Raw genomic sequence first — 16,400 nt, forward strand, 5'->3', positions numbered from 1 at the left:
CGAGTTGAATCCCTCCGAGCTCACCGCGATCGACGTCCATACACACGCCGAGGTCTCTTCCCGGGGGCACGCCTCGCTCGACGAGGATCTCGACGCCGCCTCCAGCGCGTACTTCAAGGTCGAGGGGCGCAACCGCAAGCCGACCCTCGAGGAGATGGCCGCCTACTACCGCGAGCGCCGGATGGCCGCCGTCGTCTTCACCGTGGACGCCGAGTCCGCCACCGGCACCGCGCCCGTCCCGAACGAGGAGGTCGCCGAGGCCGCGGCCGCCCACCCTGACGTGCTGATCCCCTTCGCGTCCGTCGACCCGTTCCGAGGGAAGGCGGGCGTGCGGCAGGCCCGCCGGCTCGTGGAGGAGTACGGGGTGAAGGGCTTCAAGTTCCACCCCAGCATCCAGGGCTTCTTCCCCAACGACCGTGCTCTCGCCTATGCGTTGTACGAGGTCATCGAGGAGACCGGCTGCGTCGCCCTCTTCCACACCGGGCAGACCGGCATCGGCGCGGGCGTGCCCGGAGGCGGCGGGATCCGGCTGAAGTACTCGAACCCGATGCACGTCGACGACGTCGCCGCCGACTTCCCGCACTTGAAGATCATCCTCGCGCACCCGTCCTTCCCCTGGCAGGACGAGGCCCTCGCCGTCGCCACCCACAAACCGGGGGTGCACATCGACCTCTCGGGGTGGTCGCCGAAGTACTTCCCGCCGCAACTCGTGCACTACGCCAACTCCTTGCTGCAGGACAAGGTGCTCTTCGGCTCCGACTTCCCCGTCCTGACACCCGACCGCTGGCTCGCCGACTTCGCGAAGCTGGCGATCAAGGACGAGGTCCGCCCCAAGATCCTCAAGGAGAACGCCGCCCGTCTGCTCGGGCTCAAATAGAGGGGGCGCCATGCGCAACGAAGGACTCGGCTCCTGGCCCGCACGCCGGGCCCGCAAGACCCCGCACCGCACCGCCCTCACCCACCAGGGCCGCCCCATCAGCTACGGCGTACTGCACTCCCGCGTCCTGCGGCTCGCCCACGCCCTGCGCGCCCACGGCGTCCGGCGCGGGGACCGGGTCGCCTACCTCGGGCCCAACCATCCCGCCTTCCTGGAGACCTTCTTCGCGGCAGGCGCGCTCGGCGCGGTCTTCGTGCCGCTCAACACCCGCCTGGCCGCGCCCGAGATCGCGTACCAACTCGCCGACGCGGGCGCCCGAACGCTCGTCCACTCCCCCGCGCACACCCCTGTCGTGGCGGACCTTCGGCAGACTGCGGGTCAGGTGGAACTCGCCGTCGAAGTGGGCCCCGACTACGAGGCGTTGCTCGGCGGCTCGGTAGAGGATCCCCTCGACGAGGCGGTCGGCGGGGACGACGTGTGCCTCCTGATGTACACCTCCGGCACCACGGGCCGCCCCAAGGGCGCCATGCTCACCCACGCCAACCTCACCTGGAACGCGGTGAACGTCCTGGTCGACGCCGACCTCACCGCCGACACCGTAGCCCTGGTCTCCGCCCCGCTCTTCCACGCCGCGGCACTCGGCATGCTCACCCTGCCCGTGCTCCTCAAGGGCGGCCACTGCGTGCTCGTCGAGTCCTTCGACCCGGCCGAGACCCTGGACCTCGTCGAAGAGCACCGCGTCGGCGCGCTGTTCGGGGTGCCCACGATGTACGAGCGCCTCACCCGCCAGCCGCGCTGGCGGACGGCCGACCTGTCCTCGCTGCGCATCCTGATGTGCGGCGGGGCGCCCGTGCCCGCGCCGCTCATCGAGGCGTACGCGGAGCGCGGGCTCGCCTTCCAGCAGGGGTACGGGATGACGGAGGCCGCGCCCGGCGCCCTCTATCTCGACGCCGAGCACGCGCGGCCCAAGGCGGGCTCGGCCGGCGTGCCGCACTTCTTCACCGACGTACGCGTCGTACGTCCCGATCTCAGCCCGGCGGACACGGGGGAGACCGGCGAGGTGCTGGTGCGCGGGCCCCATGTGACGCCCGGATACTGGCAGTTGCCCGACGAGACCGCCGCAGCCTTCGCCGACGGATGGTTCCGCACCGGCGACGCCGCCCGGGTGGACGCCGACGGCTTCGTCACCATCGCCGACCGCCTCAAGGACATGATCATCTCCGGCGGCGAGAACATCTACCCCGCCGAGGTCGAGAGCGCGCTGCTCGCCCACCCCGACGTGCTGGAGTGCGCCGTCATCGGCGTACCCGACGCGCGCTGGGGCGAAGTGCCGCGCGCCGTCGTCGTGCCCCGCGAGGGCGCGGCCCCCGACCCGGCGGACGTACTCGGCTTCCTCGCTGGCCGGCTCGCCACGTACAAGATCCCCAAGTCGGTGGTGTGCGTGGACGAACTGCCGCGCACCGCCTCCGGAAAGCTCCACAAGCCCAGCCTGCGCCGTGACCACGGCGGCGACACACCGACACCCACCCCCTGAAGGAGCACCTCAATGACCGTCACCGCCAACGGACTTGACGAACTGCACGCGCTCGCGGGCAGCGAGCTCGGCGTCACCGACTGGCTCGAGGTCGGCCAGGACCGCATCGACACCTTCGCCGACGCGACCGACGACCACCAGTGGATCCACACCGACCCGGAGAAGGCCGCACAGGGCCCCTTCGGGGCACCCATCGCGCACGGCCACCTGACGCTCTCCCTCTTCATCCCGCTCTTCACGGATCTCCTCGACGTCCGGGGCGTCACCACGAAGGTCAACTACGGCCTGGACAAGGTGCGTTTCCCCTCCCCCGTGAAGGCCGGCTCCCGGATACGTCTGCGCGCTACGCTCGCCTCCGTCGACGAGGTGCGCGGCGGGGTGCAGATCGCGGTCGACGGCACGGTCGAGATCGAGGGCGGCGACAAGCCCGCCTGCGTCCTGCGGAGCCTGTCCCGCTTCTACGCCTGAGAGGCCCGACACCATGCCGCACCCACCCGCCGAGACACCCGCCGGGATGCCCGCCGGGATGCCCGCCGACACGACGAGCCCCGAGGCCGGCCCCGAGGAGAGATCCGGGCAACTGCGCCGCGTCGCCCTGTCCGGCCTGCTCGGCACCGCGATCGAGTTCTACGACTTCCTCGTGTACGGCACCGTCGCCGCGCTCGTCTTCGGCGACCTCTTCTTCCCCGAGGCCGACCCGGCGGTGGGCACGGTGGCCGCCTTCGGCACGTTCGCCGCGGGCTATCTCGCCCGGCCCCTCGGCGGCATCGTCTTCGGCCACTTCGGCGACCGGCTCGGCCGCAAGTCGATGATGCTCCTCACCATGATCCTGATGGGCGCGGGCAGCTTCCTCATCGGCCTGCTGCCCACGTACGACGTGATCGGCGTCTGGGCGCCCGTACTGCTCGTCCTGCTCCGCGTCGTGCAGGGCATCGCGATCGGCGGCGAGTGGGGCGGCGCCACGCTCATGGTCGCCGAGCACGCGGGCGACCGGCCACGCGGCCTGTGGACCAGCTTCACGCAGCTCGGAGCCCCGCTCGGCACGGTGCTCTCCACCGGGGTGGTCGCGCTGGTGAGCACCCTGCCCGACGACGACTTCCGGGCCTGGGGCTGGCGCGTGCCGTTCCTGCTCTCTTTCCTGCTGCTCGGCGCGGGCCTCTACATCCGCCTCAAGGTCACCGAGAGCCCGCTCTTCGCCTCGCTCTCGCAGCGGCGGGAACGCGCGCGGATGCCGCTGCTCGAAGTCCTGCGCGCGCCGCGCCCCGTCCTGCTCGCCTCGGCGGTCGGCATCGGTCCGTTCACCGCGCAGGCGCTGATGACGAGCTTCATGATCTCGTACGCCGTCGACGAGGGCTACACGCGCCCGCAGGTGCTGACCGGGGTCACGGTGGCCTCCTGCGTGGCCCTCGTGGTGCTGCCCTGCGCCAACCTGCTCTCCGACCGATACGGGCGCCGCCCCCTCGTCCTGGCCGGGGCCCTCCTCTCGGCGGCCACGGCCTTCCCGGTCTTCGCCCTCGTGGACAGCCACCGGCCCGGTCTGCTGATCCTCGCCTGCGTGATCGGCCACGGGATCGCCCAGTCCGTGATGTACGGGCCACTGGGCGCGCTGTTCAGCGAGATGTTCTCGACCCGGGTGCGCTATACGGGCGCCTCGCTCGGCTATCAGACGGCGACGCTGCTCGGCGCCGGCTTCTCCCCGCTGATCGCCAGTGGGCTGCTCGCCGCCCATGACTCCAGCGACGCGGTCGCGCTGCTGCTCACGGCCGGTGCCGCGATCACCGCGATCGCCGTCTGGCGGGTCGGGGAGACGGGCGCCAAGAGCCTTGACGGACAACTGGACGGGAAGGCCGGGCAACTCGACACGCACGGCGGAGGACGCGACGCACAGGCCGGACAACGCGACGTACAGGGAGAACGCTCATGAGACACCGACCCCTCGCCGGACTCGCCGCCGCCCTGCTGCTCCTCGTGGCGGCGCCCCAGGTCTCCGCCACCGCCGCACCGCCCACCGCCCGCCATCTGGAGGGCACCCTGCCCTCAGGCGCCGCGTACGTGATCGACACCCCGGACGGCTGGAACGGCACCGTCCTGCTCTTCAGCCACGGATACCGCCCCGAGGGCGCCCCGAACCCGGCCGCGAACGCACCCGGCGAGGCGGCCAAAAGGCTTCTCCTGGCGGAGGGTTACGCACTGGTCGGCTCCTCGTACGCGACGACGGGCTGGTCCGTGGAGCAGGCGGTACCCGACCAGCTGGCCGCCCTCGACGCCTTCACCGGCGAAGTCGGCGAAGCCAGGCGGACGCTCGCCTGGGGCCAGTCACTGGGCGGTCTGATCACCACGACGATCGCCGAGCGCCACCCGGGGCGCATCGACGGCTCCCTGTCCATGTGCGGCCTGGTCCACGGCGGGGTCGCCAACTGGAACTCGACGCTGGACGCCACCTTCGCGCTGCGCACGCTCCTGGCCCCGCGGTCCGGTGACTCCGCAATCCGCCTGACAGGCTTCAAGGACGCCTCCGACGCGGCGGCGTCGGCCAGGCGCCTCGGCGAGACCCTGGGCACGGCGCAGAAGACGGCGGACGGCCGGGCCCGCATAGCCCTCGCCGCCGCACTGCACAACATCCCCGGCTGGAACGACCCGGCCACGCCCCGCCCGGCCCCGGACGACCACGCCGCGCGACAGGCGAACCAGTACACCGCCGTGCGCGGCCTGGTGGCGCAGCCCGGCTTCGTCTGGCGGGAGGAGGCCGAACGCCGCGCGGGCGGCAACATGTCCTGGAACACGGGCGTCGACTACACGGCGATGCTGGCACGCTCCGACGACCACAAGGAGGTCAAGGCCCTCTACAAGGCGGCGGGCCTCTCGCTCAAGGACGACCTCCGCGACCTGGCCCGCGCACCCCGCGTCGGCGCCGAGCCGCGGGCGGTGCGCTACATGACCGAGCACGCCGCACCCTCGGGCCGCTTGAGCAAGCCCCAGTTCACCGTCCACACCACCGGCGACGCGCTCGTCCCCGTACAGGTGGAGAACGCCTACCACCAGGCGGTCACCCGGGCGGGCCGCCTCCCGCTGCTGCGCCAGGCGTACACATCGAACGCCGGCCACTGCACCTTCAGCCCCGCCGAACAGCTCGCCGCCGTCCACACGCTCGACCACCGGATCACGACGGGCCACTGGGGCGACACCTCACCGGAGACCCTCAACTCCCGCGCCCAGAAGGCCGACCCGACCACGCCTGCCCGCTATGCGGCGTACCGACCGGGCCCTTATCCCCGCCCCGACGTCGTACGCTGAAAAGGACGATGACGTGCAGTCAGCCGGGGCGGGCCCGATGCGGGTGCCGGACAGGGGGCCAGCGGTGGAGATCGGTCTCGCGGAAGCACTGAGGGCCCTCAGGGACGAGCTGGCGGCAGCCGCGCTGGAGGCGGCGGGGCAGCCCGTCAGACTGCATGTCGAGACGATCAACCTCGATCTGCAAGTGGCCGTGACCCACTCCCAGGAGGCCGGGGGCGGCGCCAGGTTCTGGGTCCTGTCCGCGGACGGCAAGGCCACCAGGAACTCCGCGCTGACCCACACGGTGTCACTGCAGTTGAAGGCCGAGACGGCCGCCGGGGGCCGCGTGCACACCTCGACGGACGACGCCGAGCGGCTCCCCCTCACGGACGACTAGTCGTGTGGCCCCCACAGGGTGGCCCCGACGGCCGCTCGGTGAGCCACCTCGATCGCGTGGTGCAGATCGTCCGACGCGAGCCGGGTGGCCGGTCCTACTTCCGGGCGTCGGGGTTCCTCCTCGTCGGTGACGTGGCGATCACCACCGCACACGCGGTGCGGGAGCGCACCCTGGCCTACGAAGTGCGGCCATTGCGCCAGGCCTTGCTCGCCTCCCGCCTCATGGTGCGACGCGTGGTGATACATGCTGAGCGCGACCTCGCCCTGCTGATACTGGACGCGGATCAGGAAGCATTGCCGCCCCTGCGATTCGGGGAGCTGCCGCACGACCTCGGTCAGACAGAAGTGCACGCGGTCGGGTTCCCCGGGTTCGCCGTCGAGGACGCGGTGCGCCGGGCCCACCAGATCGACGGGACCGTCCAGCTCGGCTCGGACCGCACGGACCACCAGCTCCAACTGTCCGTGCGCAGCAGCGATCCTCCACGTGGCGAAGTCGGCGGTTCACCGTGGGCCGGTTACTCCGGCGCGGGGATCCTCACCAAGCGCGAAGGTCTTCTGGTCGGGATCGCCGCCAGCCATCGTCCGGACGGAGACCGCAAGAACACCACGGGTACTGACCTGGCAGGCCTCCGGGACCCGGCTTTCATCGGGACCCTGACCGCACACGGCATCGACACCACCCCGATTCCCGTACTGCCCGAAGGCGGCCGGTCCGCCGTCGGGCCGCCGCACTGGCTGCCCCCGCCCGTGCGGGCGGCGCTTGCCCTCCAGAGGGAAGAGGCCGACGAACTACCGCACCACTTCCGGCAGGACAGGCAGCCCCGCACCCTGACAGCCGTGTACGTCCGGCAGAAGCTGAGCCAGGACGACCCGCGCGAGGACGAGGCCGCAACCGCCAGGGCCGATGGTCTTGAGTCCCCCGCCGAACGCCGAGCGGGCCGAGGGCCCGGGCCCGTCGGCGGCCCGGGCAGCGCGGGGCCCGGCACACACCCCACCCAGCACATCGGCCCGCCCAGACTGCTGGATGACGTCCTGCGTGACGCCTCGGCCGGCACGCATCTGCTCGTCCAGGCGGAGCCCGGCGCGGGAAAGTCCACCCTGCTGCACCACAGCGCCCTGCGTCTGGGCGAGGAAGCACTGGCGGCCGCCGCCGGGTCCGGAAAGCTCGTACCGCTGCTGGTCACCGCCAATCAACTTGTCGGCGAGGGCCGATCGTTGGAGGGCGCGGTGGCCTCGGCCACCCACCTCGACGCCGGTACGGGGACGCTCCCCCGCCTCCCGTACGGCGCGATCTGGCTCGTGCTCGTCGACGCCTTGGACGAAGTCCACCAGGACCACCGCAGCCTGCTCATCCACCGCTTGGCAGCGCACGCGCGGCTCGGCGCGCGCTCGGCCCTGCGGGTGCTGCTCACTTCCCGTTTCGACGATGAGGCCATGAGGGAGCTGACGAGAGCGGGATTCACGAATTACGTCCTCCAGCCCTTCGACGGGAAGGCGTTGGAAACATTCGCCCATGCGTGGTTCCGGGACTCCGGGCGCCCTGACCTGGCACCGGATTTCCTGGCCCAGGCCAAAGAATCCGAACTGGGCGACCTGCTGCGCTTCCCGCTGTTCGCCACCATCACGGCCTTTGTCTTCCTGAGCGCTCCACATCAGCCGCTGCCGGAGAGCCGGTGGGCCCTTTACCAGGAATTCCGTGTCCATCTCCGCGCAGCAAGGCAGGAGTATCTCGAGGCCTTCTGGAGGAAGTTGGAGAGCCGCGCAGAGGCCACGGCGCAGGCCCGCCGTGCGGTGGCCTACCTCAGGAATCACGGCGAGGCGCTGCTGACTCATCTCGCGCACGCGCAGGTCACCGCGGGGGCCGACGATCTGCCGGAGGTGGCCCGGCAGTGGTGGGAGAACCATGCCGTCGATCCTCAGGGCCGGCATTTCGGCGCCGATCCGCCGCTGGACGGCTGGTTCAGCGCCGTCACCGACACCGTCCTCGCCAGCGGTCTTGTCATACGGCGCCGAGGCCGCTGGGAATTCCTGCACGCGACGTTCGCCGAACACCTGGCGGCGGAGCAGCTGGTCGGCACTCTGCCGGAGAACTTCGACCCGCAAGCCGAGATCTGGCGCAGAGCGGTCGTGGCCGCCTCGGGAATCACCGACCACCCGCACACGCAGTTGTACCGCGCGGCCCTCGTCCACTTCTGCAACCGTCGCAGAGAGAGCGGGCGTGTGCTGCTGGACTGGCTCCAGACGGGGCTCCACAGCCGTCACGTCCTGGCCGGAGCGCTGTTGGCGGAGGGGTGCCCCGCCGAGGACCACCACTACGAGCGCCTGCTCGAAGCCGTCGAGACCTACCGGTGTCTGGGGAGCGGCAGCGCGCTGTGGAACCACCTGGGCGGAATCCGCCAGGACCTGGTGAGGGCGTACCTACGAAACACGGCGAGCCGTCCCGGTGACCCTGGCCAGGTGTTGGCGGCGACGGCGTTGATCCCGCACGACCCGACGGCTGCCGCGGATGTGCTCGCCGGGCTCGCGAACGACGCCCGTGTGGACTTCTACGATCTCGACTACGCAGTCGACTTGTTGACTGAATCGACCCGCGGCGACACGGCTGCGGCGGCCAGGGCACGCGTGGCCCTTACCGGTCGGCGTCTGGCGGACAGTTACCAACGGCTTTCCTCCGCTGAGTCCCTCGCCGCCCTCGGCGAAAAACACAGGGACTCGGCCGGTCGGGCGCTGACGGCGCTGGCCGAGGACACAGGAACCCCGTGGTCAGAGAGAGAAATGGCGGTCGAGCAGCTGGCCGAGCTGGGCGGAGCTCACAGAGAGCGCGCCGCACAGCTCTACGCCCGCGCGGCCGCCGAACCGGGGAACGGCATCGACCGCCAGCTGGATGCGGCGAGCGCCCTGAGCAGCTTGGACGCCACGTTCCACCCCGATGCGGCCCGCGCCTACCGTGCCGTCGCGGACGCGCCGTTCACGAACGGGTGGGGCCGGTTGAGAGCGCTGACGGCTCTGGCCGACCTCGGCGGGTCCTACCTCACGGAGGCGACGCTCAGGACGCGCGTCCTGTTCGGGCCCGGCGCTGTAGGCCCGCACGAGTGGTGGAGCTACATGCGGGGACGGGCCTACCCCGGGAGCGTGCTTGCGGAGCAACGAGCAGCCATCCTGCGAGCGCTGGTCGAGTCGGACGACGAGCCGTTCCCCACCAGGTTGACGGCGGCCCGTGGCCTCCTTCGCCTCGGCTGGGAGTACGCGGAGGAAGCCGTACAGCGCGTCGAGAACTCCCTGGTCAACTCTCCGGCACCGCTCGGAGACCGGCTGGTCGCCCAGGACTTCGTGGCCGCCGGGCCGCACCAAGCCGCAGACGACATGCTCGACCTCCTGCGCGACATGATCAAGAGTCAACGAGCTCCGTGGCATCGGTCGTACGCCATCCACGAATTGGCACCCTGCCGTGCCGTCCGCGTCGAGGAGATGGCGGAAACCATCACTGCGTCCTTGCTCGGTGATCGCTCTTGGAACCACTGGCTGAATCGCGACTTGTCAGCACTCCGCGAACTCGGGGACCCGCACCTCGCCCAGGTCACGGAGAGGCTGCACGAGCGCCTCACGGCGGAAGACACCCCGGTCAAGGCCCGCCGGACTGTCACCCACCTCCTGTTGGCTCTCGGTGCTTCGTCGTCCCTGGCCCCCGCGCACCTGCACGACGTGATCGTCGATCTGTCCGTCGGAGACGAGGACGGCCGGCGACGCGCCGCAGCAGCCCTGCGCGACCGAGGCGCCGGTTGCATGCGCGAAGCAGTCCGGGAGTTCCAGGGCGTCCTGACCGACCGGCGTACCGGCCCGTTCGTGCGCCAGAGTGTCTCTCGGGCATTGCGCGAACTCGGCGAAGAGAGCGTCCGGTTCGCGGCCGAGGGCTTGGCCTCGGAGCTCTCCCGTCCGGACGCGGCACCGCGGACGCATCGGAGGGCTGTTCGGGCGCTTCTGACGCTCGAGGGGCCCTACGTGCCGCTCGCCGACGACACACTCCGCGACATCATCGGTGCCCGCGGGACGGCGTTCCCCGAACGGCTCCTCGCCCTGCGCATCTTGCTCTGTCTGAGCCCGCAACACATCGACGAAGCAGCCCGCGACCTATGCTCCCCGTTCCGGCACTACAGGCTCAACTCAGTCAAACGCCACCGAGCGGCAATCGCTCTGCTCGAACCTGGGACAGGGCAACAGCGCAGGGCGACGCGCCTCCTCAAGGCGGCACTCAGGAGCAGGTTGATCAGAGTGGACGCCGCTCCGATCCTGGACCGCCTCGGGCACACCGCGGCAGCAGCCAGAGCCCTGCGCCGGACAGCACACAACCCTCGACTCGACGTGTACGACCTCTGCAAGATCGCCGACCGTCTGATCGCCTTCGGCGACGCCTACGCCCCCTACGCGGCCCGCATCCTGTGCGGCACTCTGCGCAGCCGCCGCGCCGATGGCTACGACCGAGTGGAGTTGATGGCAAGGCTCATCCGCCTCGGCGACCAGTACCACCATGCGGCAGCCCGCGCCGCGACAAGGGCTTCTCGGCGCTGGCAGGGGTACGGCAGCGAGGAACAGGAACTCGTCGATCTCATGCTGTCCGGAGGCGAGGAGTACAGACCACTGGCCGCCGAGGCCCTCCTCGGCTTCATCGTCAGACGGGGCGTGAGCGCCGATGACCGCGACCGAGCCGTCGTCGCCGTACTCTCCCTGGGGCCTGAGTTCCGGGACCGCACCGTCCTGGCTTTGTGGCGCGTCGCTCGCCGACGCAAGCGGCCACGGAAGCGGCCGTACGACCAGGAGCGGGCGAAGAACACACTCGTACGCCTGGCGGTCGAGGAAGCGGTACGCGGGTCTGTGGGTGTTCGCTGATCCCGTTGGTTCCCCTGTCGGCCGGGGCCCTGGGCGTTGGGCCGGGTGGGTCGCCGGTGTGGTCCGTTGTGCCGAACTGGGCTTCTCGAGGGATTTTCTGAGTGGGTGTCGGCAAGGGCTAGGTCCTGGGGTTTTTCCGCCTCCAGCCCGTCGTACCGGATCTTCCGAGGATGAGGAATCACTCATGGCTGACCGACACGCCGACCGACCCGGCCGTCCTGCCCGTCCTGCCGGCCCCGGCCGCCCTGCCCGACTCGCCGGCTTCGCCGTGACCGTGCTGGGCGCCTTCGCCTTGACGGGGTTGCCGGTGGCCGCGGCCGTCGCGCCGCCCGCGCCGCCGCCTCCGCCGGTGCCCGCGCCGCAGTCCTCCGCGGGGCCGGCGCTCCCCTCGGCCGCGCAGACGCTGGCTGCCGACAAGCCGTCGGCGGCCTTGCTGCAGTCGCTTCAGCGTGATCTGGGGCTGTCGCGTGAGCAGGCGCGCACGCGGTTGGTGAACGAGGCGGAGGCCGGCACGCGGGCGGGGCGGCTGCAGACCGCGCTGGGCAAGGACTTCGCGGGTGCCTGGGTGCAGGGGGCGACCTCCGCCCGGCTGGTGGTGGCGACCACGGATGCCGCGGATGTGGCGGCCATCAAGGCGGAGGGGGCGCAGGCCAAGGTCGTCACGCACGGTCTGGGAGAGCTGGAGGCGCTCACGAAGAAGCTGAATGCCGCCGCCGTGGCGGGCGCGGGTGCGGGTGGTCTGGAGACGCCCGTGCGTTACGTCGACGTGCGGGCCAACAAGGCGGCGGTCCAGGCGACGAGCACCGCGGCCGCCGACAAGCTGATCGCGGCCGCCGGAGTCGACCGGCGGCTCCTGGACGTCAAGGTGTCGGCCGACCGTCCGCGCGCGCTGCACGACGTCCGCGGGGGCGACGCGTACTACATCGACGAGAAGGCCCGCTGTTCGGTGGGCTTCTCGGTGACGAAGGGCGCCCAGCAGGGGTTCGCCAGCGCCGGGCACTGCGGCAAGGCGGGCGCCAAGACCACCGGCTTCAACAAGGTCGCCCAAGGTGCCTTCGAGGCGTCGGTCTTTCCGGCCAAGGACATGTCCTGGGTCGCCGTGAACGACCAGTGGACCGCCACACCCCGGGTGAAGGGCGAGAAGGAGACGGACGTGCAGGTCGCCGGGTCGGTGCAGGCTCTGGTGGGCGCTGCCGTCTGCCGGTCGGGTTCCACCACCGGCTGGCACTGCGGGACCATCGAGCAGCACGGCACCAGCGTGAGCTACTCGGAGGGCGTCATCGAAGGGGTCACCCGCACCACGGTATGTGCGGAGCCGGGTGACTCCGGCGGCTCCTACCTCTCCGGCACCCAGGCCCAGGGAGTGACCTCCGGGGGCAGCGGCGACTGCAAGAGCGGCGGGATCACGTTCCATCAGCCGGTGAACCCACTGCTCGACGAGTTCGGGCTCACGTTGAAGACGGCCGCCGCCCAGCGCGAGCCGAGTACGCAGGAAGCCACGGGCAATTGGGGCACGGGCAAGGTCTACGAGACCGGGACCCGGGTGACCTACAACGGCATCACCTACGTGTGCCTGCAGTCGCATCAGGCGCAGGGCGTGTGGCAGCCTGCCCGCACGCCGGCCCTGTGGCAGCGCGTCTGACGGGCCGTCCGATCAGTGCAACCACCTAAGGCCCAGGCTCAGGTCTGTGCCAGCAGCGCGTACGCCGTTGCCACGAACGTCTCGCGTGCGTGGTAGCGGCGGGTGCAGACGGCGGCCAGGGCCGTCGCGGTGTCGGGCCGGTAGCCCAGGAACGCCTGTTGCCCGAGGGTGGCTCCGCAGTGGAAGTAGAGCGGGCCGTGCTCGGCGGGGTGCTGGAACCAGCCGATGGTGTGCGTGTTCCGGTGCCCCCAGCCGCGCCGGATGACCGGGCGGGCCGTTGCTCGCAGGGCCGCGGCCAGGGGACTGCCCGTCGGGTCGACGTGGGCTTCGAGGAAGGTCAGCAGGTCGTGCGGGGTGGCACGGATCGCGCCGGCCGCCTCGAAGCCGCCGATGGTCAGCGGGGGCGTCGGCGTGGTGCCGTCCTTGCGGTGGCCGGTGGCGTCGGTGTCCGGACCGGTGGGGTGCAGGGCCGTGCCGTCGAGGCGTAGGGGGCTGAGCACCTGGCAGGTGAGCAAATCGTCCCAGGAGGTGGCGGTGGCGGCGGCCAGGGCGTGACCGAGCACGGCGACACCGAAGTTGGAGTAGTGCCAGCGTGATCCGGGCCGCCGTGGTGGACGGCGGCGTACGAAGGCGTCGATGACGTGGCGGTCCTGGAAACCGGCGTAGGGGTTGGTGCGCCAGGTGGGCAGGGCCCGGGGGTAGAAGTCGGCGGGCAGGGCGGGCAGTCCGGAGGTGTGGGTGATCAGGTGGGCGAGGGTGACGGGGTCGGCGCCGGTACGCCGTGCCGGGGCGAGGAGGGAAAGGGCCGGCTCGCCCGCCGAGAGGATGCCGGATTGCGTCAGGTGGGCAAGGAGCAGCGCGGTGAACGTCTTGGAGGCCGAGCCGATCTCGTAACGCAGCTGGTCACGGGGTACGGACGGCGGCGGTCCCGTGCCGCCGCAACGCACCGTGCGGCGGCCGCCGCGGGACAGGGCGAAGACGACGTCGGGGGCCCGGACCGCTTCGATGGCGTCGTCCAGCCGTCGGCACACCGCTTCGTCGTCGTCCTCCGGCAGGGCGTCCGCCGGAGGCGAGCCTTCGGTGGCGTTGCGCGACTCACCGGGCCAGGGCGCGTGGGGAGCCGTCATCCGGATGTGGTGTGGGTGAGTTGCGTCAGGGCGCGGGAGGTGGCCATGACGGAGGCGAAGGCGGCGACGAGTGTGGGGTGGTAGATGAGGTCGAAGAGTTCTTCGGGCTCGCCCTGCGGGATGGTGCGCACGGCCGGCATGGCACCGTCGGGCTGTTGGGCGGCGGCGAACCCTTCCCAGGCGCGCTCGTCAAGGGTGGGACGGGGCAGGCAGGCGTCGACGACGAGGAGTTCGCCCAGCAGGTCCCAGCGCTCCAGGTCGAGCCAGTCGTCCAGCCAGGCGGGCAGCCAGTGGCTCAGGTAGTCGGCGATCGGGGGCGGGATGTTCTCCGGGCTTTTTCCCCAGTCGGTGAGATGGAAGACGGTGTGGGTGATGTCGTAGGCCGTGTGTCCTTCCACGGTCCAGGGTTCGGGGGTGCGCCCCAGCCATGTCCTGCCGATGACCTCGGATTCCGGCGGCCGGGGCTCAAGCCCGCCGCGGCGTTGGAACGCGGAGAGCCCGAGGCGGCGCACGGGTGACATCTCGTGGGCGGCGAAGCTCTCCAGGCTTTGGTTGAGCCGGACCATCTGCTCGAAGGCGGGGTGGCTGTAGCCCAACTCCTTGAAGGGGAGGTAGACCTCGAAGGGGATGGGCGAGAGCAGCTCGATGCGCTGGGCGCGCACCAGCATCTGGCCGCCGTCCAGGGTGTCGCGCCAGGCGTGGTCGAGCAGTTGCCGTGCCAGTTGCGCCTGCCGGGAGCCCGCGACCCCTTCGCGGAACAGCACCGCGCAGATGAGGGCCAGTTCGCCGACCGGCTTGAAGCGCTCCAGAAAGCCCACTTCCGGGTCGACGTCCGGTTCCAGGCGGAACCCGTCGCGGTGGGCGTGCAGCCATTCCAGGGCGCGGCTGCCGACGGTGTGCATGAGGCGGGTGCTGGTCATCTCGACACTCCTCGTCCCCGCTGTCCGCCCGCTCCCTGATGCGCGGGCCGCTGGTGTTCCGGCTGCGCGTGCGGGTGTGGCTTCCCGTTCGCAGTGACGCAGACACCGCTGTCCTCGTGCAATGCGTCAGCGGTCAGTACGGCGGCGAAGGCCGTCATCAGGGTCGAGTGATAGCAGCCGATGAAGTCGTCCGGAGGCCCGCCCGCAGGCGCGTCCACGGGCGCCCGCTCGCCCCGCCCGGAGCCAACCTCCGGAACGGCGCCGGACGCGGACTGTGCCCGCGCGAGCCGCGTCCAGGAGTCCCGCAGCATCGTGCGGTCGGGCGGGCCGGGGAGGCTGCCCGCGACGGCAAGGAGCTCGCAGCTCAGGTCCCACCGCTCGTCCTCCAGGCAGGTGTCGAGCCACGGGGGAAGCCACTGCGACAGGTAGGCGGCGACCTGCGGGGGTACGTGGTGCGGGGTCGCGCCCCAGTCGGTCAGGTGGAAGATCACATGGGTGAGCGTGTAGCCGGCGTCCCCTTCGAACATCCAGGGTTCCGGCAGGCCGCCGAGCCAGGTGCGGTCCAGCGCGCGTTCCATGCCCTGGTGCGGGCGCATGCCCAAATGGCGTTCGGAGTTGAGGATGCCGAGGCGCCGGTTGGGCTGCTGCTCGGTCACCTGCCAGGAGCGGGTGCGGGCCACTGTCGCGGCCGCCTTCTCGAAGGCTTCGTGGCGCAGCCCTGCCGAGGCGAACGCGGCGTAGATCTCCAGCGGATACGTCGCGAACGGCTCCAGGCGCTGCAGTTGGCACAGGAGGTCGCCCTGCCCGGTCTGTCGCCAGGCGAAGTCCAGCAGGTCGTGTGCTTGTTCGTGCAGCGGCGTGGACGCCTCGCTGTGCCGGCGCACGGTGACGCACACATGCGCCAGCTCCCCCAGCGGCTTCCAGGTGAAGTTCACGTTGCCGCTCTCGGCCAGCGCGTCATCGCCGAGCGCGAAGTCGTCGCGGTGCTCGGACACCCAGGCCAGCGCCGATTCGGCGACCCCCCGGACGTCGCGCGCCCTCACCCGGGCACTCCGGTCCGCAGCAGTTGCGCCGCCTCCACCTGCAGCACCACGCGGGGGTCCGTGGAGCCCATGTGGGCCACGAACTCCAGCCCGGACTCCAGGCCGAGCGTCTGCGGTACACCGTCGAGCAGGACCAGCCAGCGGCCCGCTCCGGCGGCCTGCAGCCAGTCGCGGCGGCGGACCGCTCGGACGAAGCCGCGCGCGACGTCCACGGGCCGCGTGCGGGCCACCTGGGCCACCTCGCAGTCCGTCCCGGGCACCGCGAGGGGGGCCAGCACGGCGAGTTGATGGGTCAGCACCTGCCACGGGGCGTCCTCCAGCCAGGCTGCCCGGGGCTGGGTCGCATGCTCGGGCGCCCCGTCGAAGGAGGCGTCGAATCCCGCCAGTGTGCGCCGCATCGCCCAGTGGCTCCACAGGGACGTGGGCGAGGCATCGGCGGGGGGCGGGTAGGCCTGCACGGCCTTGCCGAACAGGGCGAGATCGTCGGGTTCGAGCGGTGTGCGGCGCAGGACGCCCGGCAGGACGGCATCGGCCCCCACCACACGTACGGCGGCGAGAGCGAGGCCGTCGGCGGCCGCTCCGTCGGGCCCGGCAACACTGCCGGTCAGCCGGAACCGGCCCCCGCTCCGAAGAGCGGAGACCAGTTCCGATGTGAGGCCCTGCACCGCGCCCGCCAGAGGCGTCGTAGTGCCTGAGTCCTCCAT

Annotated in this window: 12 protein-coding genes; 8 read left to right on the forward strand and 4 right to left on the reverse strand. The window is 71.3% G+C overall.

Annotation, left to right across the window (positions count from 1 at the left end):
- The first annotated feature begins 4 nt into the window (after positions 1-4).
- The 8 genes from AB0M70_RS01410 to AB0M70_RS01445 all read left to right on the forward strand — a co-directional run bounded on the left by AB0M70_RS01410 (position 5) and on the right by AB0M70_RS01445 (position 12,606).
- A complete protein-coding gene (locus tag AB0M70_RS01410; protein WP_365816239.1) occupies positions 5-877 on the forward strand; it encodes an amidohydrolase family protein in 873 nt (290 codons plus the stop codon).
- Positions 878-887: 10 nt separating this feature from the next.
- The gene (locus AB0M70_RS01415) at positions 888-2,411 is read left to right on the forward strand and encodes a long-chain fatty acid--CoA ligase (RefSeq protein ID WP_365815100.1); all 1,524 of its coding nucleotides are present in this window, start codon (positions 888-890) and stop codon (positions 2,409-2,411) included.
- Between the two features lie 12 nt (positions 2,412-2,423).
- A complete protein-coding gene (locus AB0M70_RS01420) occupies positions 2,424-2,879 on the forward strand; it encodes a MaoC family dehydratase (RefSeq protein ID WP_365815102.1) in 456 nt (151 codons plus the stop codon).
- A gap of 58 nt (positions 2,880-2,937) precedes the next feature.
- On the forward strand, positions 2,938-4,335 hold the full coding sequence (locus AB0M70_RS01425) for an MFS transporter (protein WP_365816241.1): 1,398 nt from the start codon (positions 2,938-2,940) through the stop codon (positions 4,333-4,335).
- Positions 4,332-5,705 carry a DUF6351 family protein gene (locus AB0M70_RS01430; protein WP_365815104.1) on the forward strand — a complete coding sequence of 458 codons (1,374 nt, stop codon included), beginning with the start codon at positions 4,332-4,334 and terminating at the stop codon, positions 5,703-5,705. Before AB0M70_RS01425 ends, AB0M70_RS01430 begins: the two co-directional genes overlap by 4 nt.
- A gap of 13 nt (positions 5,706-5,718) precedes the next feature.
- Complete coding sequence (locus AB0M70_RS01435; RefSeq protein WP_365815106.1) at positions 5,719-6,081, forward strand: trypco2 family protein; 363 nt, start codon at positions 5,719-5,721, stop codon at positions 6,079-6,081.
- A gap of 38 nt (positions 6,082-6,119) precedes the next feature.
- Complete coding sequence (locus AB0M70_RS01440) at positions 6,120-10,964, forward strand: trypsin-like peptidase domain-containing protein (RefSeq protein ID WP_365815107.1); 4,845 nt, start codon at positions 6,120-6,122, stop codon at positions 10,962-10,964.
- Between the two features lie 184 nt (positions 10,965-11,148).
- Positions 11,149-12,606, forward strand: coding sequence for a carbohydrate-binding protein (locus AB0M70_RS01445; protein WP_365815109.1), 1,458 nt, complete (start codon positions 11,149-11,151; stop codon positions 12,604-12,606).
- Between the two features lie 38 nt (positions 12,607-12,644).
- Here AB0M70_RS01445 and AB0M70_RS01450 read toward each other — a convergent pair whose 3' ends face one another.
- The 4 genes from AB0M70_RS01450 to AB0M70_RS01465 are packed head-to-tail and all read right to left on the reverse strand — an operon-like array spanning position 12,645 to position 16,400.
- Complete coding sequence (locus AB0M70_RS01450) at positions 12,645-13,733, reverse strand: serine hydrolase domain-containing protein (protein WP_365815111.1); 1,089 nt, start codon at positions 13,731-13,733, stop codon at positions 12,645-12,647.
- Positions 13,730-14,653, reverse strand: a complete 924-nt coding sequence (locus tag AB0M70_RS01455) for a hypothetical protein (protein WP_365815113.1) — start codon at positions 14,651-14,653, stop codon at positions 13,730-13,732. The genes AB0M70_RS01450 and AB0M70_RS01455 overlap by 4 nt, the downstream gene beginning before the upstream one ends.
- A complete protein-coding gene (locus tag AB0M70_RS01460; RefSeq protein WP_365815115.1) occupies positions 14,650-15,696 on the reverse strand; it encodes a hypothetical protein in 1,047 nt (348 codons plus the stop codon). Before AB0M70_RS01460 ends, AB0M70_RS01455 begins: the two co-directional genes overlap by 4 nt.
- Positions 15,693-16,400, reverse strand: coding sequence for a hypothetical protein (locus AB0M70_RS01465; protein WP_365815118.1), 708 nt, complete (start codon positions 16,398-16,400; stop codon positions 15,693-15,695). Before AB0M70_RS01465 ends, AB0M70_RS01460 begins: the two co-directional genes overlap by 4 nt.

Source organism: Streptomyces sp. NPDC051214, from assembly GCF_040682375.1.
Taxonomy (GTDB): Bacteria; Actinomycetota; Actinomycetes; order Streptomycetales; family Streptomycetaceae; genus Streptomyces.

Excerpts from the sequence above, each read along its gene's own strand:
- AB0M70_RS01455 (WP_365815113.1), bottom strand. The coding sequence starts at position 14,653 with ATGACCAGCACCCGCCTCATGCACACCGTCGGCAGCCGCGCCCTGGAA.
- AB0M70_RS01465 (WP_365815118.1), bottom strand. The coding sequence starts at position 16,400 with ATGGAGGACTCAGGCACTACGACGCCTCTGGCGGGCGCGGTGCAGGGC.
- AB0M70_RS01415 (WP_365815100.1), top strand. The coding sequence starts at position 888 with ATGCGCAACGAAGGACTCGGCTCCTGGCCCGCACGCCGGGCCCGCAAG.
- AB0M70_RS01425 (WP_365816241.1), top strand. The coding sequence starts at position 2,938 with ATGCCCGCCGACACGACGAGCCCCGAGGCCGGCCCCGAGGAGAGATCC.
- AB0M70_RS01450 (WP_365815111.1), bottom strand. The coding sequence starts at position 13,733 with ATGACGGCTCCCCACGCGCCCTGGCCCGGTGAGTCGCGCAACGCCACC.
- AB0M70_RS01445 (WP_365815109.1), top strand. The coding sequence starts at position 11,149 with ATGGCTGACCGACACGCCGACCGACCCGGCCGTCCTGCCCGTCCTGCC.
- AB0M70_RS01430 (WP_365815104.1), top strand. The coding sequence starts at position 4,332 with ATGAGACACCGACCCCTCGCCGGACTCGCCGCCGCCCTGCTGCTCCTC.
- AB0M70_RS01420 (WP_365815102.1), top strand. The coding sequence starts at position 2,424 with ATGACCGTCACCGCCAACGGACTTGACGAACTGCACGCGCTCGCGGGC.